22 protein-coding genes and 1 other annotated feature are annotated in these 20,857 nt (G+C 31.2%); of the genes, 4 read left to right on the forward strand and 18 right to left on the reverse strand.

Annotated elements, in window-relative coordinates:
• Positions 1-17 precede the first annotated feature (17 nt).
• On the forward strand, positions 18-1,199 hold the full coding sequence (locus RWQ74_RS02940; RefSeq protein ID WP_314396647.1) for an aminotransferase class I/II-fold pyridoxal phosphate-dependent enzyme: 1,182 nt from the start codon (positions 18-20) through the stop codon (positions 1,197-1,199).
• 116 nt (positions 1,200-1,315) lie between these two features.
• Positions 1,316-2,527, forward strand: coding sequence for an OFA family MFS transporter (locus RWQ74_RS02945; protein ID WP_314396649.1), 1,212 nt, complete (start codon positions 1,316-1,318; stop codon positions 2,525-2,527).
• A 41-nt stretch (positions 2,528-2,568) separates the two neighbouring features.
• Here RWQ74_RS02945 and RWQ74_RS02950 read toward each other — a convergent pair whose 3' ends face one another.
• From RWQ74_RS02950 to RWQ74_RS03020, 15 genes are all read right to left on the reverse strand, one after another.
• Positions 2,569-3,036 carry a LysM peptidoglycan-binding domain-containing protein gene (locus RWQ74_RS02950; RefSeq protein ID WP_314396651.1) on the reverse strand — a complete coding sequence of 156 codons (468 nt, stop codon included), beginning with the start codon at positions 3,034-3,036 and terminating at the stop codon, positions 2,569-2,571.
• 16 nt (positions 3,037-3,052) lie between these two features.
• Positions 3,053-3,229 (reverse strand): DUF6501 family protein, encoded by a 177-nt coding sequence (locus RWQ74_RS02955; protein WP_003145576.1) that lies wholly within the window; start codon positions 3,227-3,229, stop codon positions 3,053-3,055.
• Between the two features lie 45 nt (positions 3,230-3,274).
• Positions 3,275-4,729: a sodium/pantothenate symporter gene (panF, locus tag RWQ74_RS02960; RefSeq protein ID WP_314396653.1), complete on the reverse strand. Its 1,455-nt coding sequence runs from the start codon at positions 4,727-4,729 to the stop codon at positions 3,275-3,277.
• Positions 4,719-4,973 (reverse strand): DUF997 family protein, encoded by a 255-nt coding sequence (locus RWQ74_RS02965; RefSeq protein WP_314396656.1) that lies wholly within the window; start codon positions 4,971-4,973, stop codon positions 4,719-4,721. The genes panF and RWQ74_RS02965 overlap by 11 nt, the downstream gene beginning before the upstream one ends.
• Entirely contained in the window at positions 4,966-5,568 is a 603-nt protein-coding gene (locus RWQ74_RS02970) for a phosphatase PAP2 family protein (RefSeq protein ID WP_314396658.1), read from the reverse strand. The genes RWQ74_RS02965 and RWQ74_RS02970 overlap by 8 nt, the downstream gene beginning before the upstream one ends.
• Position 5,569: 1 nt before the next feature.
• On the reverse strand, positions 5,570-6,652 hold the full coding sequence (locus tag RWQ74_RS02975) for an undecaprenyldiphospho-muramoylpentapeptide beta-N-acetylglucosaminyltransferase (RefSeq protein ID WP_314396660.1): 1,083 nt from the start codon (positions 6,650-6,652) through the stop codon (positions 5,570-5,572).
• Between the two features lie 2 nt (positions 6,653-6,654).
• A complete protein-coding gene (coaD, locus tag RWQ74_RS02980) occupies positions 6,655-7,146 on the reverse strand; it encodes a pantetheine-phosphate adenylyltransferase (RefSeq protein ID WP_314396662.1) in 492 nt (163 codons plus the stop codon).
• 2 nt (positions 7,147-7,148) lie between these two features.
• Positions 7,149-7,703, reverse strand: a complete 555-nt coding sequence (rsmD, locus tag RWQ74_RS02985; protein ID WP_314396665.1) for a 16S rRNA (guanine(966)-N(2))-methyltransferase RsmD — start codon at positions 7,701-7,703, stop codon at positions 7,149-7,151.
• A gap of 106 nt (positions 7,704-7,809) precedes the next feature.
• Positions 7,810-8,064: a DUF2129 domain-containing protein gene (locus RWQ74_RS02990; RefSeq protein ID WP_314396666.1), complete on the reverse strand. Its 255-nt coding sequence runs from the start codon at positions 8,062-8,064 to the stop codon at positions 7,810-7,812.
• 9 nt (positions 8,065-8,073) lie between these two features.
• Positions 8,074-10,161 carry a polyribonucleotide nucleotidyltransferase gene (gene pnp / locus RWQ74_RS02995; RefSeq protein WP_314396668.1) on the reverse strand — a complete coding sequence of 696 codons (2,088 nt, stop codon included), beginning with the start codon at positions 10,159-10,161 and terminating at the stop codon, positions 8,074-8,076.
• A gap of 239 nt (positions 10,162-10,400) precedes the next feature.
• Positions 10,401-12,035, reverse strand: coding sequence for a Na/Pi cotransporter family protein (locus RWQ74_RS03000; protein ID WP_314396671.1), 1,635 nt, complete (start codon positions 12,033-12,035; stop codon positions 10,401-10,403).
• 221 nt (positions 12,036-12,256) lie between these two features.
• A complete protein-coding gene (gene rpmA, locus RWQ74_RS03005) occupies positions 12,257-12,538 on the reverse strand; it encodes a 50S ribosomal protein L27 (protein WP_003145565.1) in 282 nt (93 codons plus the stop codon).
• A gap of 5 nt (positions 12,539-12,543) precedes the next feature.
• Positions 12,544-12,873, reverse strand: a complete 330-nt coding sequence (locus RWQ74_RS03010; protein WP_314160904.1) for a ribosomal-processing cysteine protease Prp — start codon at positions 12,871-12,873, stop codon at positions 12,544-12,546.
• A gap of 2 nt (positions 12,874-12,875) precedes the next feature.
• Complete coding sequence (gene rplU, locus RWQ74_RS03015; protein ID WP_003144981.1) at positions 12,876-13,184, reverse strand: 50S ribosomal protein L21; 309 nt, start codon at positions 13,182-13,184, stop codon at positions 12,876-12,878.
• A 19-nt stretch (positions 13,185-13,203) separates the two neighbouring features.
• Positions 13,204-13,275 (reverse strand) — a sequence feature (ribosomal protein L21 leader region).
• A 263-nt stretch (positions 13,276-13,538) separates the two neighbouring features.
• Positions 13,539-14,429 carry a membrane protein insertase YidC gene (locus RWQ74_RS03020; protein WP_314396672.1) on the reverse strand — a complete coding sequence of 297 codons (891 nt, stop codon included), beginning with the start codon at positions 14,427-14,429 and terminating at the stop codon, positions 13,539-13,541.
• Positions 14,430-14,637: 208 nt separating this feature from the next.
• Between RWQ74_RS03020 and RWQ74_RS03025 the strand changes: the two genes are divergently transcribed.
• Both RWQ74_RS03025 and RWQ74_RS03030 read left to right on the forward strand, forming a co-directional pair.
• Complete coding sequence (locus RWQ74_RS03025) at positions 14,638-15,072, forward strand: helix-turn-helix domain-containing protein (protein ID WP_314396674.1); 435 nt, start codon at positions 14,638-14,640, stop codon at positions 15,070-15,072.
• A gap of 71 nt (positions 15,073-15,143) precedes the next feature.
• Positions 15,144-16,361 (forward strand): MFS transporter, encoded by a 1,218-nt coding sequence (locus RWQ74_RS03030; protein ID WP_314396676.1) that lies wholly within the window; start codon positions 15,144-15,146, stop codon positions 16,359-16,361.
• A gap of 132 nt (positions 16,362-16,493) precedes the next feature.
• Here RWQ74_RS03030 and RWQ74_RS03035 read toward each other — a convergent pair whose 3' ends face one another.
• From RWQ74_RS03035 to thrS, 3 genes are all read right to left on the reverse strand, one after another.
• On the reverse strand, positions 16,494-17,774 hold the full coding sequence (locus RWQ74_RS03035; RefSeq protein ID WP_060914076.1) for a solute carrier family 23 protein: 1,281 nt from the start codon (positions 17,772-17,774) through the stop codon (positions 16,494-16,496).
• 263 nt (positions 17,775-18,037) lie between these two features.
• Complete coding sequence (locus RWQ74_RS03040; protein ID WP_314161151.1) at positions 18,038-18,622, reverse strand: peptidylprolyl isomerase; 585 nt, start codon at positions 18,620-18,622, stop codon at positions 18,038-18,040.
• 211 nt (positions 18,623-18,833) lie between these two features.
• Positions 18,834-20,777, reverse strand: a complete 1,944-nt coding sequence (thrS, locus tag RWQ74_RS03045) for a threonine--tRNA ligase (RefSeq protein WP_314396680.1) — start codon at positions 20,775-20,777, stop codon at positions 18,834-18,836.
• Positions 20,778-20,857: the final 80 nt, after the last annotated feature.

The following is a 20,857-nucleotide window of genomic DNA, read 5'->3' on the forward strand; positions in this document are numbered from 1 at the left end:
CAAGGAAGTGATTAATTATGAAAATTGAATTATCAAATACAATTAAAAATATTCCTGAAAATGTATTCTATCCTATTTTCAAATTAATCTCTGAGGAAAGTTCAAGTGGTAATCCATTATTAAATGCGGGTATCGGAGTTCCAGACTCTGATACCCCTGAACTTTTACTTAAAGAATTAGAAATAGCTATAAGAAAACCTGAAAACATGAGATATGGAGCATTTGATGGAAAAGCAACATTACTTAATGAAATTTCACATTGGCTTAAAGAAAAATATAATATCGATGCAGATCCTAAAGAAGAAATTGCTTTAGTATTTGGGACTAAATCTGGATTATCTAGTATTCCTTCGGTACTTCTTAATCCAAATGATACTGTATTATTACCGGTACCAAGTTATCCTGATTATATTCAAGGAATTGCTTTAGCTCAAGCTAAATATGAAGAAATAGAATTAAAACAAGAAAATAATTATTTAGTCGATTACTCTGACATTCCTGAAAAATTAGTTAAAGATGCTAAACTTATATTTCTTAACTATCCTTCAAACCCTATTGGAGCTGTTGCTACAAAAGAATTTTATAAAGAAACTGTAACTTGGGCAAGAGAACACAATATAGTGGTACTTCAAGATCATGCATATTCGGACTTCTACTATAAAGACGGATATTCTCCTGCATTTATGCAAACTACTGGAGCTAAAGAAGTGGGAGTTGAATTTTTCTCGTTTTCTAAGAATTTTTCAATTTCAGGTCTAAGAATCGGTTTTGCAGTAGGTAATAAAGAAATAATTCGTGGTCTAAAAGAATATAATACAATATTCCATGCTAATATTTACGGGGCAATTCAAGATACAGTAGTAACTGCATTAAAAAATCATAACCTTTTAACAGGACATATAAAAGAAACTTATACAAAAAGAATAGATAAAATTACTGCAAAACTTGATGAACTAGGATATTCCTATTTTAAACCTGAAGGTGGAATTTTCATCTGGTTAGAAGTTAAAAATGGATATGATAGTCAAAGTTTCTTTGAATTATTATTAAAAAAATATAGAATTGTTACTATGCCTGGACATGTATTCGGTCACGGTGGTGAAAATTATATTAGGCTAAGCTTAAGTCTCTCAGATGAGCAAATTGATATTTTAATAGAAAAATTAGAATTGCTAAATAATGATTTAAATAATAGCTAATTTTATTGAAATCTTTATTATATATTCATAAAAATTCGACTAATCTATTGATTAGCCGAATTTTTAATGTTAACATATTACTTTACATAAATAAATTATTTCGAAAGGATGATTAAATGAATAAAAATACAAGATGGACTGTCTTAATCGCCTCAATGGCAATTTTACTATGTGCAGGTTCACTATATTCTTTTAGTGTTTTTGCAAAGCCTCTAAGTGTATCGAAAGGATGGAGTATGCCCGATGTAATGCTAGCATTTACTATTAACGCAGCTATTGCTCCTATCCCCACTATTCTTGGAGGATTTATTACTGATAAAGGAAGAGCGAATATCTCTATTATTTTAGGGGGAATCTTATTTGCTGTTGGATTCATACTTACTGGATTTGCAACTACGAAAGGAATGTTATATTTTAGTTATGGTGTATTATCTGGAGTTGGACAAGCATTTGCTTACTCTGGAATTATAAGTAATGCGCTTAGATTCTTTCCAGATAAAAGGGGATTAGCTGCTGGTTTAATAACGGGAGCAATGGGTGGTGCTAGTGTTATCGCTGCTCCAATAGCTCATAATCTTATAGCTAATTTTGGGGTTCATAATGCATTTATCTACTTAGGTAGTGCATACTTAGTAATTATTATAATAGCTCTATTCTTCATAAAAGTTGCTCCTGCAAATTATCAACCTGAAGGTTGGATACAACCTATTGCAGAAATTAAACAAGAGGCTGCTAATAAAAATTGGAAGCAAATGTTAATGAGTTTATCATTTTACTTTATTATTTCAATGTTTGCTATTGGAGCATTCTCTGGACTTATGGTAGCATCAAACGCATCAGTAATAAGCCAAACTATGTTCGGACTAACTGCTTCAGTTGCTGCAACTTTTGTTAGTATTTACGCTCTTTCAAATACCTTCGGACGTGTTGTATGGGGCGTTGTTTCAGATAAAATAGGACATGAGAAGACTCTTATTGCAATATATTCGGTAATTGCTATTTCATTATTAACTCTAGTTAACATTAGAACTACCGTTGGTCTGACAGTCGGTCTTGTTCTCCTTGGTCTATGTTTTGGTGGAATTATGGGAGTTTTCGCTCCATTAGTTATGAAAACATTTGGACCTATTAATCAGGGAGTTAACTATGGAATTGTCTTTATAGGATTTTCTACCGCTGCATTTTTTGCACCTAAATACGCTGCTGGAATAGCCGCTAAAAATAACGGTGATTTTACAGAGGCATTTTATGTAGCGATCTCAATAGTACTTGTTGGCTTAGTAATAAGTATTATTTACTCAATCTTTACAAAACGTAGAATTAAATAATATAAAAAGAAATCATCTCTAAAAAATGAGATGATTTCTTTTTATATTTTCGGTATTTGAATTTTTTGTCCAGCTGCAATATTATTGTTACTAATATTATTTGCCTCTTTAATTTTTTCTACACCACTTTGAGAATTAACTTCTCCATAAGCTTTTGAAGCAATAGTAAATAAAGTATCTCCAGATTTTATAATATAATCTTGACCTGCAACAGGGGTTGCACTAACTACTCCTGTTGATTCACTATTTTTTGATTCACTAGCTGACGTTTCTTTTTTATTAGTATTTTCTTCAGTTACTTTTGAATCATTAGCTTTTGGTATATCTTTATTAGTTTCTGCTTTTGTCTCTTCTGGAACCTTTGCAGTTTGTTCTGTTGTTTGAACTACCTTATCTTTTGATTTTCCTCCAAGAGAATTTCCTAATGCAGTAACTCCTACTAAAATAAGCGGCGCTAGTATTATAAATAATACAACTAGCACTGTATTCTTTATAGTATTTTTTTTCATTATTTTGCCCCTTGAATTACTTTACTTCTTCAAAATAATCGTGGTAGTATCCGCCAACTTTTCCACTGTTATCTACTACAAATATGTATTCTTCTGTTTCATTCACTACTTCATATTCTTTCCCCACAGTTAGCATATTACTAACAGTGAATTTCTCAGCATCTGTATGTTTAACTATAACTTTTTTTGACATTTTTATTCCTCCTTACTCTTTATTTTTTATTTTATTACAATATAACTATTTTTTCAATTGTTTTTTACTCATTAATAATGAAACTATTACAAAAGCTACTAAAGATATTGATAATGAAATCACTACTGGTTCTATAAATTTAATCACATATACAGTTTTTATAAGTATATAACTTACTAATCCTAAAACTATAGAACTAAGTGCTCCATATTTTTCAGCCTTTTTCCAATACAATCCTAATAAAATTGGCCATAGAAAAGTCGCTTCTAATCCTCCAAATGCAAATAGATTAACATTTACTATTAAACTAGGTGGTCTCATACTTAGTAACATTATCAATAGAATCACAAGAATATTAACACCATATACAAAGATAGGAACTTTCTTACCTGTAATTTTTTCTTTAATGGATTTATTATTAAATAGTAAATCCTTTATTAATGCAGATGAAATTAATAAGAATTGAGCATTTACTGTAGTTATGATTGCTGCCATTGGTGCTGCAAGAACTAGCGCTGCTAAATACCAAGGAAGTACTTTTAACGTTATTATCGGAATAACTGAATCATAATCCTTAATATCTGGGAATACTCCCCTTGCCATAACTCCTATTAAATGAACTCCAAACATTACTATAAAGATAACAATTGATCCAACAATTATAGACTGTTTTAAGCTACGTTTATTTTTATATAACATCGAGTTAATGGCAATTTGTGGAATACCAATAACCCCTACTCCGACTAATACCCAAAATGAACTAACATAGCTTGGTGTTAAACTACCATTTGCCCCAAACGGAGTTAGTATTTTTTCATTTATGTTGAACAAGTTGGCTGTAATTTGATCAATACCTCCACCATAATTAATTACTGCAATTAGTAAAATTATCGTAGAAAAAATCATTATTAATCCCTGAATCATATCTGTTATTAGTATATTTTTTAGTCCACCAAATACTACACAGAATATAATAATTACCGAGATAAGAACAATACCAGTCTTATACTCAATTCCCATGAAGGCTGCTAATAACTTAGCTCCACCTACCCATTGGGCGCTCATCGCAGCAATTAAAAATACAATCATAGCAAGTGTTGATATGAAAGCTACTACTTTAGATTCATATCTATTTTTTAAATAATCACTTATAGTTATTGCATTTATTTTTTGTGCGGCTGTTTTAAACTTTTTAGCTAAAACTAATAGTACGAAATAACCTGTTACCACTTGAATTACAGCAAGTAATACCCAACCATAACCAAGTTTATAAGCAACACCAGGTCCTCCTAAAAACGTAGAAGCAGATCCATAAGTAGACATTAATGTTATCGCTAAGACAATACCACTTACCTTTCTATCTGCTAAATAATATTTTTCAAAGAAACCACCATGTTGTTCTGTTTTACTAATACAATTCATAAATAATGGTAATAGTATTATTCCTAAAAATATAGTTACAAAGAGAATTAATATTCTATAATCTAAATTATTTGTCATTATTTTCCTCCTCTTTTATCTCATCATTTAGTAAAAGATTTGTTAAAATAATAACTAAAATGATTACCAAAACACTAACTACTATAGAACTATAGAAAAACCATTCGGGAAGTCCTAACACATACTTATATGATTTTACATTATTTACATCAAATTTAATATAAGCAAAGTAATACCATAGAGCAAAATGTACAATTGCTAAACAAAGTGCAACTATCCCCTCTTTATTTTTAAATTTATTCATTTGTCTTTCCTAATACCCTCATTAATATATTATAGATATTTTCATAATAAACTTTCATAAAATCAACTATGATACTTCCAAGTAATAATCCCGCTGTTACATCACTAATAAAATGTGCACCTAGAATCATTCTTGAAATTGGCACTGCAATAATTGCAAAGGTAGCAATTACAGTTAGTATTTCTTTTTTATTAATTACAAAAAGTAATGCTAAGAAAAATAATGCTACAAAAGTAGAGTGACCACTAGGGAAACTAAAACCATCATGAAGTTCTGGTAATGGTCTAACCCTTTGAATACTATATTTGAATGCTGCTAAGAAGAATCCTCCGAAACCTGCACTAAAGAATATAAATACAGCTTTCTTAAGCTCTTTTATCCAAACTAAAAATCCTGTTAATAAAATCATTATTAATAATAATAACTTATCATTAAAAACAAGTGATATTATTTTAGCTATTTGCGCCAAAGCTTTTATTTCAAGTAAATCAGCAATTACTCTATCAAAATCATTATTTGGAAATTTTATTGCTACAACTGCTAACACTATGAAAACTAATATCTTCAAATACGTAAGTACGCTCAATTTCTTCATCCTATTTTTCACCTCCTACTTTTTCTAATATCTTATTATAAAAATCTGTTACATCATTAATAACACGTTTTTCATTTTTATAAACTTGCATAGAATATTTATAATTTTCAAGATTATTATAAAATTCGTCAATTTGTGAAATAGGAAGTGTTGCGAAGTCCTCTTCTACAACCACTTTTGCAAATCCATTTTTTTCGAAGAATCTAGCATTTTCAATTTGATCTCCTCTACTTTGATTAGTTCCAAGTGGAACAAGAATCGGAGGTAATTCCAACGCTAAAAATTCATATATTGAATTTGCACCAGCTCTTGAAATAACAAAATCGGTAATTTTTAGTACGTCAAACAATTCTTTTGATAAAAATTCGAATTGTTTATACCCTTCTTTATCTATATTGTTATCTAATAGCCCTTTTCCAACTAGGTGAACGATTTGATATTTTTCAGTAAGTTGATCAATATTATCCCAAATATAATCGTTTAAAATTTTTGATCCTAGAGATCCACCCATTACTAATAACACAGGTCTATCTTCTTTAAAACCTGTTAATTCATAAGCTTTTTGACTATCTCCTGTATAAATATCATCTCTTACAATAGCACCAATTAAACTAGCCTTATTTTTCGGTAAAAACCTCTGCGTATCTTCAAAAGTTGTAAAGATATGATTGCAGAACTTAATATTAATTTTATTAGCAAGTCCCGGAGTTAAATCTGATTCATGTAAGACTACTGGAATTCTTAGTAGCTTAGCTGCCACACAAACCGGAACACTAACAAATCCACCTTTTGAAAAAACAAAATTTGGTTTCTCTTTTTTTAATATTAATAAAGAATCTACAATTCCTTTCATTACTTTGAATGGATCTATAAAATTCTCCCAAGAAAAATATCTTCTTAATTTACCTGAACTTATTTTGTAATATTTTACTTCTGGAATCTTTCCTATCATCTCATTTTCTATACCAGTTTTACTACCGATATAAGAGATTTCATACCCATTTTTTTTAAATTCTGGAATTAAAGCCACATTTACAGATACATGACCTGCCGAGCCACCTCCAGTAAATAGGATTTTTTTCACCTTTATCCTCTCTCTTTCATCTTTATTTCCAAACGCTCTTCTACATTTTTAGGAACAAACTTAGATAAATCTGCTCCGAAACCTGAAACACCTTTAACAATACTAGAACTAATAAATGAATATTGTTTATTAGCCATCATATAAAATGTCTCAATTCCTTCATCCAAAGCTTTGTTCATAAATGTTAATTGCATCTCATATTCAAAGTCGGATACGGCTCTTAGACCTCTAACTATGACACTTGAACCAACCTTCTTTGCATAATTTACTAATAAGCCTGAGAATGCATCCACTCTAACATTTGGAATATCTTTTATTGTTTCTTCAATCATCTCCACTCTTTCATCAAGTGAAAATAAATATTTCTTGTCAGGATTTACCAAGATAGCTACTATAATCTCATCAAATAACTCTGAACTACGTTTTATAATATCTATATGTCCATAAGTAATAGGATCAAAACTACCTGGTACAATCGCTATTTTTCGTTTCATTTTTATTTCTCCATATATTCAAAGATTACTATATCTGTTATTCCATACTCTTTTTCTTTTATCACTTCAAGTCTTTCATCAGTAATAGTGATTTTTTCTGTATTGCTTTTTTCACAAATAACTAACGCCTCATCATTACATAGTTTATTATCTAAAATACATTGTAATGCTTCGTCTATTAAACCTTTATCATACGGTGGATCTAGGAAAATAATATCAAATTTTTCTTCTTTTTTCCCGAAAATTTTCAATGCTCGTTTGAAATCATTCCTATATAAAGAATAATCTGTAGCATCTATTCTACATTTTTCAATATTACTTTTAATGACCTTTATTGCATTATTACTTCCATCAATAAAAGTTGTGTGCTTCGCTCCACGACTTAATGCTTCTATTCCTAAGCCACCTGTTCCACCAAAAAGGTCTAATACTTTACAATCATAGCAATCTATCATATTGAATAAATTTTCTTTAATTTTATCTGTTGTCGGTCTTGTATTCATTCCTTCAACAGCATTTAATTTTATAGATCTGTATTTTCCTGCTATAACTCTCATGTTTCCTCGCAATAAATATCTAATATGCTGTATTTATTAATGTTATCTTTAAAATAAGGGAGAATATGGCTTACACTTCCCCCTTATTTTAATATTTTTATTTTGTTTATAAATCTTTATCTAAATGCTCAAAACTTAAATGTAAGTCAGACATTCCTGATAATTCTACTTTTTTTACAAATTTCTTTTTCTTAAGTTCTTCTACTATACTACCTAATCTGTTTTCATCAACATATATACAGGCGTATCTTCCTCTTTTAGAATAAGAAATAAAGTTCCCATATTTTTCCAATTTATTTAAGTCTTTAAAACTTTTAAAATAGACATATATTCCACGTCTTTCTTTTTCAAATAACTCCATAAATTTCTCCTAGAAATGAGCTGCTGCGTCTACTCGACCTTTCTCATCAATTTTAATTACTTTAACTTTCAGAGTGTCTCCAACTTTTACAACATCTTCAACTTTATTTACTCTTTCTTCAGCTAATTTAGAAATATGAACTAGAGCATCAACTCCTGGGAATAATTCAACGAAAGCACCGAATTTTTCAATACGTTTAACTTCAGCTAAGTAGATTTCACCAACTTCTGCTTCACGAGTAATATTTTCGATAATTTCAATTGCTTTATTAATTCCTTCAATTTCTGGTGAAGAAATGAATACATCACCATTTTGTTCAATATCAATTTTAACACCAGTTTTTTCAATGATTTCATTGATAACTTTACCACCTGAACCAATAACATCTTTAATTTTTTCAGGTTTAATTTTAATAACTTTAATTTTCGGTGCAAATGTAGAAACTTCTTGACGAGGTTCAGCGATAACGCTGTTCATGTGATCTAGAATTTGTAATCTACCCACACGTGCTTGTTCTAATGATTCTTTTAAGATTTGCTCACTTAAACCATCAATTTTGATATCCATTTGAAGCGCAGTGATACCTTCAGCAGTACCAGCTACTTTAAAGTCCATATCACCAAGGTGATCTTCCATACCTTGAATATCAGTTAAAATAGTGTAGTGTTCATCTTTTTTAACTAATCCCATTGCAATACCAGCTACCTGAGCTTTAATCGGAACTCCAGCTGCCATAAGAGCCATAGATCCAGAACAGATTGTCGCTTGAGAACTTGAACCGTTAGATTCTAAGATTTCTGACACGATACGAATCGTATATGGGAAATCTTCTTTAGAAGGAATAACCTGAGCTAATGCACGTTCTCCCAAAGCTCCGTGACCAATTTCACGACGTCCTGGAGCACGACTGAATCCTACTTCACCAACTGAGAATGCTGGGAAGTTATAGTGTAACATAAATCTCTTGTTTTCTTCTTGAGTTAAATCATCAATGATTTGTTCATCTGATAAGTTACCTAATGTTACAACACCTAGAGACTGAGTTTGACCACGAGTAAATAATGCAGACCCGTGTGTTCTTGGTAATACATCCACTCTAGATGCTAAAGGTCTAATTTCTGTTAATGCACGTCCATCAGGTCTAACTTTATCTTCAGTGATTTCACGACGAACCTCATCTTTTACGATTTTATCTAATGATAATTTTGCTTCTTTAACAATATCTATCTCATCTTCAGCTGTTACGCGTTCTTCGAATACTTCAAGAACTTTTTCTTTAACAGCAGAAATAGCTTCGTCACGTGCTTGTTTATCTTTAATAGCAATTGCTTCTTTCATTTGAGCTAATGCCATTGATAGTACTTCATTGTAAATAGTCTCATCAATAACTTTTAACTCAACTGCCATTTTCTCTTGTCCAATTTCGTTAACGATTTGTTGTTGGAACTCGATTAAACGTTTGATTTCTTCATGCCCAAACATTATAGCATTTAACATAATCTCTTCAGATACTTCTTTAGCTCCTGCTTCAACCATATTAATAGCATCACTTGTTCCAGCTACTTTTAAATCAACTGTAGAACGTTCCATTTGCTCAACCGTTGGATTAATTACATATTCTCCATCTACATACCCAACTGTTACTCCAGCGATAGGTCCTTTAAATGGAATATTTGATACTGATAGTGAAAGTGAACTTCCTAGCATTGCTGCCATTACTGGATCACAATCATACTCTACTGATAATACAGTTGAAATAACTTGTACTTCGTTTCTAAATCCATCTTCAAATAATGGTCTAATCGGTCTATCGATTAAACGTGCAGCAAGAGTCGCTTCTGTTCCTGGACGACCTTCTCTACGTAAAAATCCTCCTGGAATTTTCCCTACTGCATACATTTTTTCTTCATAGTTAACTGTTAATGGGAAGAAATCAACATCTTTTGCTTCTTTTGAAGCAACAGCTGTCGTTAATACAACAGTATCTCCGTATTTTACTACTACTGCTGCGTTAGCTTGGCGAGCCATTTCACCTAGTTCAACTGTTAATGTTTTTCCAGCCCATTGTGTTGTATAAACTTTTTTATCTTGAAACATGTTTATTTCCTTTCAATATTTTCTTAAACTTTATATAAATCGACTACCTTATTATATCACGAATACTAGTATTTACAAAGAAAAAAAACGAAAACATAGTAGAAATAACTTTGATTTCTCTATATTTTCGTTTATTAATTTCTAAACTAATTGTAATTGATATAGTTTATATAAAACTAATATTATTAACAACATAATAACAAATAATATAATATATATTTTTTGTTTATTTGACATAATTATAAATTACCTTGTATCTCTTTTTCTAGAATATTTCTAGTGTGTTCGCATACACGCGTAAAATGCTGAATAAGATCCATATACACTACGCCAGCCGGAATCTCACAAATTCCATCTTTCATACGTTGAGTATGATTTTTACGTGCATTTTTTTCAAGTGCATAAATATTTTCGCAGGCTGCTAATGCTGCCCCCGCCAAAGCTATGTTGTTCTCCTCTAACGATTTTATAGTTTTTAAAATTACATCATTACAAAGATCATACATTTCCTGTACTTCTGCTTTTGCCGTATCCGAAAATTTCAATTTTTTTCTAATTTGGTAATCTACTGATAATACTATATCTCTAGCGTGATCCCCAATTCTTTCAACATCACGAGTACCATCTAGTAATGTTGAAGCTATTAACCCTTCTTTAGGACTTAATTTTTCTCTGAATAACAGAGTTAAGTAATCTGTCATTTGTTCATCAAAATTATTTATTGCATCTTCGTAAGTTTCCCCTTTTTCTCGTAATTGTTCATCACGATTCATAAAGTACTCTACAGAGTTTCGTAAACTTTTCTTAGATAAAATTAGCATCTCTACAAATTCTTTTTGAACTTGCCCTAGTGCAACTGCAGGTGCGCTTGCAATAAGTGATTTATCAAGATATTGTGCACTATATTTAATTTGCTCATCTTCACCTGGAATAATTTTTGTTACAATAACCACTAATAGACTAATAAATGGAAATTGAAGGAATGTATTTAAAATATTAAATGTACCATGTGCTGATGCAATAGTCATTTTCGGCTCTAAACCTAGCGTTGTTTCTAAAAATTGAATGAATGCTCCATAAGGAACTAATGCTATTAAGCAGATTATCGTACCAATAACATTAAATAATACGTGAGAGGCAGCTACACGTTTTGCTGCAATATTACTACCTACCATAGCTAATGCAGCTGTTGTAATCGCTGTTCCGATATTGTCTCCAAATAATACTGGTAATGCCCCTTGTAAACTTAAAGCACCATCTGCATACAAGTTTTGTAAAATAGCTATAGTTGCTGCTGAAGATTGAATAAGTACTGTTAGAAATGTACCTACTCCTACCCCTACTACCGCACTATCATTAATATGCGCTAATACGTTCTGGAACCACGACATATCTCTCATCGGTCCCATAGCTGTAGACATCATTTTTAAAGCGTAGAAAATCCCACCGAAACCAAATATTACACGTCCGATATTATTTACTATTTTAGCACGAGTAAAGAATAAAAACGCTGCTCCTAAGAATATCAAAGGAAGTGCATATTTAGAAATATTAAAACCAATAATGAATGAAGTTAACGTAGTCCCAATATTTGAACCCATCACTATAGCTATTGCTTGTCTAGTTTTTAATAATCCTGCTCCTACCAAACTTATAGTAATTACGATCGTTCCTGTACTCGACTGAATAAGTATCGTAACTATTATCCCGGCTAAAACTGCCATAAGCGGTTTAGATGTATATTTATCTAAAACATATCGCATTTTCTCCCCGGCTATTAATTGAAGTCCGTCTCCCATGTATTTAATACTGAATAGGAATAATCCAAGACCTCCTAAAAAAGAAAATAAAATTTCTTGCCAAAGTGCTGACACTTTTTTGTCCTCCTAGTATATGTTGCGTGTATCATATAACACACAAGTAAATTTTACCATATAAATTTTAAAAGTACAACCAAAATCTGAAACAAGAAATATTAAAATATTATTACAAATATTTACTTTAATTACTTTATACTTTAACTATAAAACACTAATATTTTAACAAAATAAAAAAGGCATCTACATAAAGTAAATACCTCTTTTTATTATGCTTATTAAGCTTGTGGATAAACAGAAACTTTTTTACGGCTACGTCCGTATCTTTCGAAACGTACAACTCCATCAACTAGTGAGAATAGTGTATCATCTCCACCTTTTCCTACGTTAGTTCCTGGCCAAATTTTTGTTCCACGTTGTCTGTATAAGATAGAACCTGCAGTTACGTACTGACCATCAGCTCTTTTAGCACCTAAACGTTTTGATTCAGAGTCACGTCCATTTTTAGTAGAACCTACCCCTTTTTTAGATGCGAAGAATTGTAAATTTAATTGTAACATCATGTCTATTTCACCTCTCTTACTTCAATAGTTATATAATCTGAATAATTTTCTTCAATTGTTTTTAATGCAACTAGCATTGCATTTAGTAGAAGTTGCTCTTTATCTGTAGATTTTAACGATCTATATGTTAAATGTCCAGTCACATCTTCGTTAGACGAAATGTCAAACTGTACATCTTCATCTAGTTCATCTACTGCATTTATTAAACCGAATACGACAGCAGAAACACCTGCACAAACTATATCAGAACCGTGTTCAGCATAGTCAGCATGTCCATCAACTGTTACTTGTCTAATAACTTCAACTTCTTTTACGATTTCCACCTTAATCATAATTAAGCGTTAATTTTTTCAACTACTAATTTAGTGAAAGGTTGACGATGACCTAATTTACGGTGATTGTTCTTTTTAGGTTTGTATTTAAATACTGTGATTTTTTTACCTTTACCTTGAGCAACTACTTTAGCTGTTACTGTCGCACCAGCTACTAAAGGAGCACCAACTTTTGTAGTTTCTCCACCTACTAATACTACTTCGTCAAAAGTAACTGTAGAATCCACTTCAGCTGCTAACTTCTCAACTAAGATTGTTTGTCCTTCTTCAACACGTAGTTGTTTCCCACCTGTTTTAATTACTGCGTACATATCTGCACCTCCTTAAATATTTTTTACTAAGACTCGCCATATAAGGTGGATTTCTCACTTGTTTACCTTATACGTGCGGTTGTAGTAGCTATTTAGGAGCTACACAACAATACAATTCTAACACATATATACCCTAACGTCAACTATATTGATAACTTTTCTTACTTTTTTTTGAAAAAAATGGGAGTAACTCTAAAATCGCGATGCCATAGAAATGCGATTTTTTAGAGTCACCCCCGCACAGTTTATTAGATATCTAAAGAGCTTTTATAAAGCGAATTTAGATATCAATAAACCACTGCGTCTATGAGTATTCATATAGATTTTTTAATTGGCGCAAAACCATTTATTCAACTATTTACGTTTTTTCTTGTTAGAAACTAATGTAACTTTTTCTGGATCAAAAGCTTGTTTCTTTTGTTTTTCTGGTTTATATGGTGGGTATAATGCGTGTCCTAGGTATGTTTGGAATATCATGAATAATCCCCCAACGATATAATACACGGCTACTGCTCCAGCTACGATGAATGAGAAACCTGCAATCATTACAGGTGATATCCATTGTATCATTTGCATTTGTTCAGCTCCAGGTTGCCCAGGTTGCACCGTTTGTGGCATCATTTTCATACTTAATTTTGTTTGAATAGCATAAACTATAAACGCGATTATTGGTAATGTATATGAACGTGTACCAAGACTAAATACTCCTAGGAATGTTGAATCAATGATTCCTGCTGAGTATAATGGATTTGTCAATGTATAGAATATTGCCATTAAAAACGGCCAAGGAATAAGAATTGGTAAGCAACCACCTAAACTTATAGGCATCGCATCATATTTTTTCATGATAGCCATTTGTTCTCTTTGTAGTTCCATAAGTTCACTACGTGCTTGCATTTTTTCTTCGTTAGAGATAGCTCTAGCTTCTTTTTCTTTAGCAGCTTGTTGTTTTTTCTGTACAACTTCTAACTCTGGACGAGCTAATTCTTGTCCTTTTCTTGCTTTATTTTGTACTTTATAGTTATGTAGCATGAATGGAAGTACTAGTAATCTAATAATTAATGTAATAATTACAATTGACCAACCCCAACTTCCAGTATACTCATAAATTTTTGCTAAGAATATGTCCATCGGTTTTACGAATGTTTCATAAAACGTTCCAGATCTATCATACGCTGAACATCCAGATAACGTAACTACACCTAGCAAACCTAATAAAATTGCTGATAGTTTTTTCAATTTCATTCTCCTTAATTTTTATTTCTTCTTGTAGTTTTAGTAAGTTCTTACTAACTAATATACCTAGTAAATTATATCAAATATAAAAGAGGTAGTCAAACTATTGTTTGACTAAACTTCATTAAATTTACAAAAGTCATAAAAAATATAATTATAACGTTCAAAATTAATTGACAGTCGAGAGCATTAGTTATATAATATTAGTAAGAAAGGGATGATTATCATTAAAGATATACAATATATAACAGATATCGAGAAACTAAAGGTCATTTCTGATCCTCTAAGAATAAGTATTCTTACTACACTCGGTACAGAAAAGAAAAACTCAAAAGAACTTGCTAAACTATTAAAAATTAATAGAACTAAAATACACTATCACCTTAATATTCTAGAGGAAAATAATTTTATCGAAGTAGTTGATACAGATACAATAAATGGTATAACCCAAAAATATTATTTACCGACTGCACAAGCATTCGTACCTTCACCTAGTATCTTTAACGACTTATTTAACAATACTTCAGTTAATTTTAATATAAATAAAGAAGACATGGAAAATTTTTGGAATGAAGTTAAAAAACTAGAAAAGAAATTCTCCTCAGATAATAAAAATAGTGTTAGTATTAGTATTATTTCAACAGCTCATTAAGAGCTGTAAAATAATACATAAACTGTCAAATATTTTTTATCGTTAAAATTTTTAAAAAGGATGTGAACTCTATGTTTAAAAATAAAAACTTTTCAATTTTACTATTCGGTAGATTAATCACTAATTTTGGTGATAGCATATATTCAATAGCTACTCTAACATTAATTTACACATTAACTAAATCTACCTTTTATAGTGGTATTACTTTTTTTCTAATTTCATTTACCGCTATATTGCAAATATTTATCTCGCCGCTAATCAGTAAATTTAATGTGAAGAAGTTTTTAATTATTTCACAGTTATTTCAAGCTATAATATTACTCGCTATTACGTATCTAATCTACGTAAATAAGCTACAGATTACTATGCTAATAATTTTTATCGTTTGCATTAGTTTCATTAATCAAATAGTTTATCCTATTCAACTTGCCTTACTTCCAAAAATAGTTAAACAAGAAGATTTGGTAAAAGCAAATTCATTATTTTCTATAGCTTATCAAGGTAGTGATGCATTCTTTAATTCAATAGGCGGATTTATTATAACAGTTTTTGGGACAATATATGCGTTCATCATAAATAGCATTACATTTTTTATTAATAGCACTATATTCATATTCCTATCAAATGATTTATCTAAAAATACTAATTCTGTTCAAGAAAACTACTTTTCTAAATTAAGTAGCGGTATAAAAATTTGGAATACACCATTATTAAAACCATTATTAATTGGAATTATAATAATTAATTTTTCTACCAGTTCGTTACTAACACTACTTCCTGAGTATTCAGAAACTAGTTATTTTTATGGAATTTTACTTAGTGCATCAGGTCTTGGTATCCTAATAGGAGCCTTTCTTTCTAACAGCCAAATATTAAAAAATATAAGATTGAGCGTTTTATACACTACATTTACACTAGGCATCGGTCTTTCTTGGGGAGCACTTAGCATACTTAACAATAATTCTATTACAAACAAAATTATCAATTTTTCATTATTTCTTTTTGGCTGGATATTGATTGGGATTTTAAACACATATTCTCAAACAATGATTCAATGTATCATAAGTAAAGATAAATTAGATGTCGCTATGTCCACTATGATTGGTTTATCTATAGCATTTAGCCCGCTAGGAGCTTTATTGGCAGGAGTATTAAGTATAAAATATAGTATTAAAACTATTATAATTATTACTTCTTTATTAATTTTTAGTATATTTCTATTTTGGTTATTTAATAAAAATATTAGAAATTTACCTAGTTTTTCAAAACTACTAGAAATAAGAGATTAAAATATCATAATTTCTACTTAGAAATATACTTTACTATTATAAATATAATCTACATGTTAATTTAAAATATTGTTTTATACAAAAAATAGTCAGTAACTTATTAATACAAGTTACTGACTATTTAATTAATTTCTATTTTTTATCTTCTTTTGGTAAGAATGCATTTAATAACACACCACTGATAGCTGCAAGAGCCATTGCTGGAAGTTCGAAGTTAATGCTTTCGAATTTTAGCATTGCTCCACCAACACCTAAAACAATGATTACTGATGAAATTACTAAGTTTCTATTGATACTTAGGTCTACTTTTTCATCTACTAACATTCTTAGTCCACTTGATGCGATTATACCGAATAGTAAGATAGATACACCACCCATAACTGGTGATGGAATCGTAGAGATTAGAGCTGAGAACTTACCTACAAAACTTAAGATAAGTGCAAATACAGCTGCTCCTCCTAATACGAATACAGAGAAGATACGTGTAATAGCAAGAACCCCAATGTTTTCACCATATGTTGTACTTGGTGGTCCACCTAAAAGTGATGCAAACATCATCGCTGTTCCATCAGCTAAAATCGAACGGTGTAGTCCTGGATCTTTTAAGAAGTTTCTTCCTACCACTTCAGATAATACCATTTGGTGACCGATGTGTTCATTAATAGTTACTATAGCAATAGGTACCATTGCTAATGCTGCAACATTCCACTCTGGTGCATATGTTACAAACGGAATAGTGAACTTCGGTAAGCTAAACCAAGGAGCATCGATAACTGGTTGGAAATCAACTAATCCTGCAATCACTGCAACAATATATCCAAACACAATTCCTAATAATACTGGAATTTGTTTCGCAAATCCTCTTAAAGCTACACAACAGAAGATTGTTGCTGCTAATGTGATAAGAGCTACTAAGAAGTATTTTAAGTCATAAACTTTAGCACCATCTACTGTTTTATACATCGCCATACTGATTGCTGTAGGAGCAATTCCAAGTCCAATAACAATAATAATAGGTCCAACTACAACTGGTGGTAAAAGTTTCAATAACCAATTTACTCCAAATTTATAAATTAACATCGCTACAACACCATAAACTAAGCTGGCTAAAAATGCACCAAGCATTGCTGTTTCAACGCTGTGAGTAGTTGAAAGCACAATAATCGGATTAATGAAGGCAAATGAAGATCCTAAATACGCAGGAATTTTACCTCTAGTTATTAATAAATACGTAAGTGTTCCAATACCTGATGTTGTTAAAGCAGTACTTGCTGGTAATCCTGTTAAAATCGGTACTAACACCGTTGCTCCAAACATTGCGAATAAATGTTGTAAGCTTAACGTTACCCATAGAGCTAAGTTAGGCTTTTCATGAACATCTAGAATTGGTTTTACTCTTGTTTTTTCTGCCATTCTTTTTCTCCTTTTTTTATATTCAAACTTTCATAATTATATCACATGAATAGTCAATTTGAAAGTGTTTTTTTCTATTTTTTTAAAAGCTTCACCTGAAATTTTTTAAAATAATTAATAATATTTTATTATAATACAAAAATCCTCTTCTGTTTCCTAAATTACCGCAATCTTTCAAATCTAAATTCTAAAATTATATAATGATTATTTCTTCAAAAAATTATAAAACGCAAGATTAAATCTATTAACCTTGCGTTTTATAATTATTTAACCTCTACATCAAGAATTACAACTTCTTCAACTGGTTTATCTTGAGCTCCAGTTTTTACAGCTGCAATTTTTTCAAGAGTTTTCGCACCAGCGATTAAGTGTCCAAAAACTGTATGACGGTGGTCTAAGTGAGGAGTCCCCCCTAGTTTAGCATAACCTTCAACAGCTTCTTGTGGCCAACCACCTTGTTCAAGTGCTTGTAAAGTTCTAGCATCTACGTGAGAATTTTGAACAATAAAGAATTGACTTCCATTTGTGTTTGGTCCAGCATTCGCCATACTTAACGCACCATAGAAGTGGAAGTAATCCATTGAGAATTCATCTTCGAAACTACGTCCCCAAATTGATTCTCCTCCCATACCTGTACCTGTTGGGTCCCCACCTTGAATCATAAAGTCTTTAATTACACGGTGGAAAATAATACCTTTATAGTATCCATTTTTTGCATGAGTTAAAAAGTTTTCTACTGCTTTTGGAATATCTTTTTCAAATAGTTTGAAAGTCATATCTCCGTGAGTAGTTTTAATTTTTACTCTAACTTGACCTTTTTTTACATTTTTTGTTAATTGAGTTAACATTATATATCTCCTTATTATGATTATGAGCTTACCCAAAAATTCTAAAATTTTATAAAGTTCATACGAAAAAACATAGACGCAGTGGTTTATTGATATCTAAAATCTCTTTATAAAAGCTTTTTAGATATCTAATAAACTGTGCGGGGATGACTCGACAAAATCTTGTTTCTCCGAAATCACGATTTTGTCGAGTCACTCCCTATTTATTTTACTATGCGTTTTTCTCGATTAATCTTTCGTTGATTTCTCTTAAGATATTTTCTTTGAATTCAGCAAAGCTTTCTTCTTTTTGATCGTGTGAACCAAATGTTCTAACGTTGACATTTCTGTTTTCTACTTCTTTATCTCCAATTACTAAAGTATATGGAATTTTTTTGCTTGCAGCTTCACGGATTTTATATCCTAGTTTTTCATCTCTATCATCGATAGCTACTTTAACACCAGCTTTTTTAAGTTCTTGCATGATTTCTTTAGAATAATCATAGTGGTAATCATTGTTTACTGGGATAATACGTACTTGGTTTGGTGATAACCATGTTGGTAAATCTCCTTTATACTCTTCTAATAAGAAGGCAACCATTCTTTCCATTGTTGATACGATACCACGGTGGATAACTACTGGACGGTGAGCTTTTCCATCTTCACCAATGTATTCTAATTCGAATCTTTCTGGTAATAAGAAATCTAATTGAATTGTAGATAATGTTTCTTGTTTTCCGATTGCTGTTTCTACTTGAACGTCAAGTTTTGGTCCGTAGAATGCCGCTTCTCCTTCAGCTTCAACATAATCTAATCCTAACTCGTCAGCAGTTTCTTTTAACATTTGTTGAGCATTATTCCACATTGCATCATCATCGAAGTATTTCTCAGTGTTTTCTGGATCTCTGTATGATAAACGGTAGCTGAAGTTTTTAATACCTAAATCTTTATATGCTTCTTCGATAAGACCTACAGTAAGTTTAAATTCATCTTTAAGTTGATCTGGACGTACGAAAATGTGAGCATCGTTTAGAGTCATACCACGAACACGTTGTAATCCACTCACTGCTCCACTCGCTTCATAACGGTGCATCATTCCAAGCTCTGCGATACGGATTGGAAGTTCACGGTATGAGTGACGTTCATTTTTATAAACCATCATGTGGTGAGGACAGTTCATTGGACGAAGAACCATTGTTTCGTGGTCCATCTCCATTGGTGGGAACATGTCTTCTTGATAGTGCTCCCAGTGTCCACTTGTAATATATAAGTCTTTAGACCCCATAATTGGAGTATAGACGTGATCATATCCTAACTCTACTTCTTTATCAACGATATATCTTTCAATAGTACGACGGATTGTAGCTCCGTTTGGTAACCATAATGGTAATCCTGCTCCAACTTTTTGACTTGTTGTGAAGATTCCTAATTCTTTACCTAATTTTCTGTGATCACGTTCACGTGCTTCTTGTAGACGTACTAAGTGTTGTTCTAAATGTTCTTTAGTGAAATAAGCTGTTCCGTAGATACGTTGTAACATTTTATTATCACTATTACCTCTCCAGTATGCACCAGCTACAGATAATAATTTAAATTCTTTAATTTTTGAAGTTGCACTTACGTGTCCACCACGACAAAGGTCAGTGAAGTCACCTTGTGTGTAAACTGTGATAACTTCATCAGCTGGAAAATCGTTAATTAATTCTACTTTATAAGGATCTTCTTTAAAGATTTCTAAAGCTTCTTCTTTACTTACTTCGCGACCTTCAATTGCATGATTTTCGCTAATAATTTTCTTAACTTCTTTTTCAATTGCTTTAAAGTCTTCTTCTGTCACTTTGTATTCAGCGTCAAAATCATAGTAGAATCCACCATCGATAGCTGGACCAACACCGAAGTGTACATCTTTACCATATAATCTTCTTAATGCTTGCGCTAATACGTGTGCACAAGTGTGACGTAATACATATAAACTATCTTTATCTTCATCATCTGCAACGATAAGTTTTAAGTGACCATCTTTTGTTATTGGTTTGTTAACTTCGATATAATCCTCATCTAATTTTGCAGAAATCACTTTTTTCTTAAGACTTACACTAATACTCTCAGCGATTTCTAATGGTGTTTTATTATCATATTCTCTTACATTTCCATCTGGAAAAACTAATTTAGCCATATTAAGGTCTCCTTCTTTTTTATATACTTAATCTAACTTACTCAAAAATTAAAAAATCCCTTCTCTAGCCGAAACTAAAG

Source organism: uncultured Gemella sp. (genome assembly GCF_963525165.1).
Lineage (GTDB): Bacteria > Bacillota > Bacilli > Staphylococcales > Gemellaceae > Gemella.

What these genes read in the sequence shown, in the direction of transcription:
- RWQ74_RS02950 (WP_314396651.1), bottom strand. Translation starts at nt 3,036, where the DNA reads ATGAAAAAAAATACTATAAAGAATACAGTGCTAGTTGTATTATTTATA.
- thrS (WP_314396680.1), bottom strand. Translation starts at nt 20,777, where the DNA reads ATGGCTAAATTAGTTTTTCCAGATGGAAATGTAAGAGAATATGATAAT.
- RWQ74_RS02955 (WP_003145576.1), bottom strand. Translation starts at nt 3,229, where the DNA reads ATGTCAAAAAAAGTTATAGTTAAACATACAGATGCTGAGAAATTCACT.
- RWQ74_RS02945 (WP_314396649.1), top strand. Translation starts at nt 1,316, where the DNA reads ATGAATAAAAATACAAGATGGACTGTCTTAATCGCCTCAATGGCAATT.
- panF (WP_314396653.1), bottom strand. Translation starts at nt 4,729, where the DNA reads ATGACAAATAATTTAGATTATAGAATATTAATTCTCTTTGTAACTATA.
- pnp (WP_314396668.1), bottom strand. Translation starts at nt 10,161, where the DNA reads ATGTTTCAAGATAAAAAAGTTTATACAACACAATGGGCTGGAAAAACA.
- RWQ74_RS02970 (WP_314396658.1), bottom strand. Translation starts at nt 5,568, where the DNA reads ATGAAGAAATTGAGCGTACTTACGTATTTGAAGATATTAGTTTTCATA.
- RWQ74_RS03025 (WP_314396674.1), top strand. Translation starts at nt 14,638, where the DNA reads ATGATTATCATTAAAGATATACAATATATAACAGATATCGAGAAACTA.
- RWQ74_RS03010 (WP_314160904.1), bottom strand. Translation starts at nt 12,873, where the DNA reads ATGATTAAGGTGGAAATCGTAAAAGAAGTTGAAGTTATTAGACAAGTA.
- RWQ74_RS02965 (WP_314396656.1), bottom strand. Translation starts at nt 4,973, where the DNA reads ATGAATAAATTTAAAAATAAAGAGGGGATAGTTGCACTTTGTTTAGCA.
- RWQ74_RS02940 (WP_314396647.1), top strand. Translation starts at nt 18, where the DNA reads ATGAAAATTGAATTATCAAATACAATTAAAAATATTCCTGAAAATGTA.
- rsmD (WP_314396665.1), bottom strand. Translation starts at nt 7,703, where the DNA reads ATGAGAGTTATAGCAGGAAAATACAGATCTATAAAATTAAATGCTGTT.
- rpmA (WP_003145565.1), bottom strand. Translation starts at nt 12,538, where the DNA reads ATGTTACAATTAAATTTACAATTCTTCGCATCTAAAAAAGGGGTAGGT.
- RWQ74_RS03020 (WP_314396672.1), bottom strand. Translation starts at nt 14,429, where the DNA reads ATGAAATTGAAAAAACTATCAGCAATTTTATTAGGTTTGCTAGGTGTA.
- coaD (WP_314396662.1), bottom strand. Translation starts at nt 7,146, where the DNA reads ATGAAACGAAAAATAGCGATTGTACCAGGTAGTTTTGATCCTATTACT.
- RWQ74_RS03035 (WP_060914076.1), bottom strand. Translation starts at nt 17,774, where the DNA reads ATGGCAGAAAAAACAAGAGTAAAACCAATTCTAGATGTTCATGAAAAG.
- RWQ74_RS03030 (WP_314396676.1), top strand. Translation starts at nt 15,144, where the DNA reads ATGTTTAAAAATAAAAACTTTTCAATTTTACTATTCGGTAGATTAATC.
- rplU (WP_003144981.1), bottom strand. Translation starts at nt 13,184, where the DNA reads ATGTACGCAGTAATTAAAACAGGTGGGAAACAACTACGTGTTGAAGAA.
- RWQ74_RS03040 (WP_314161151.1), bottom strand. Translation starts at nt 18,622, where the DNA reads ATGTTAACTCAATTAACAAAAAATGTAAAAAAAGGTCAAGTTAGAGTA.
- RWQ74_RS02990 (WP_314396666.1), bottom strand. Translation starts at nt 8,064, where the DNA reads ATGGAGTTATTTGAAAAAGAAAGACGTGGAATATATGTCTATTTTAAA.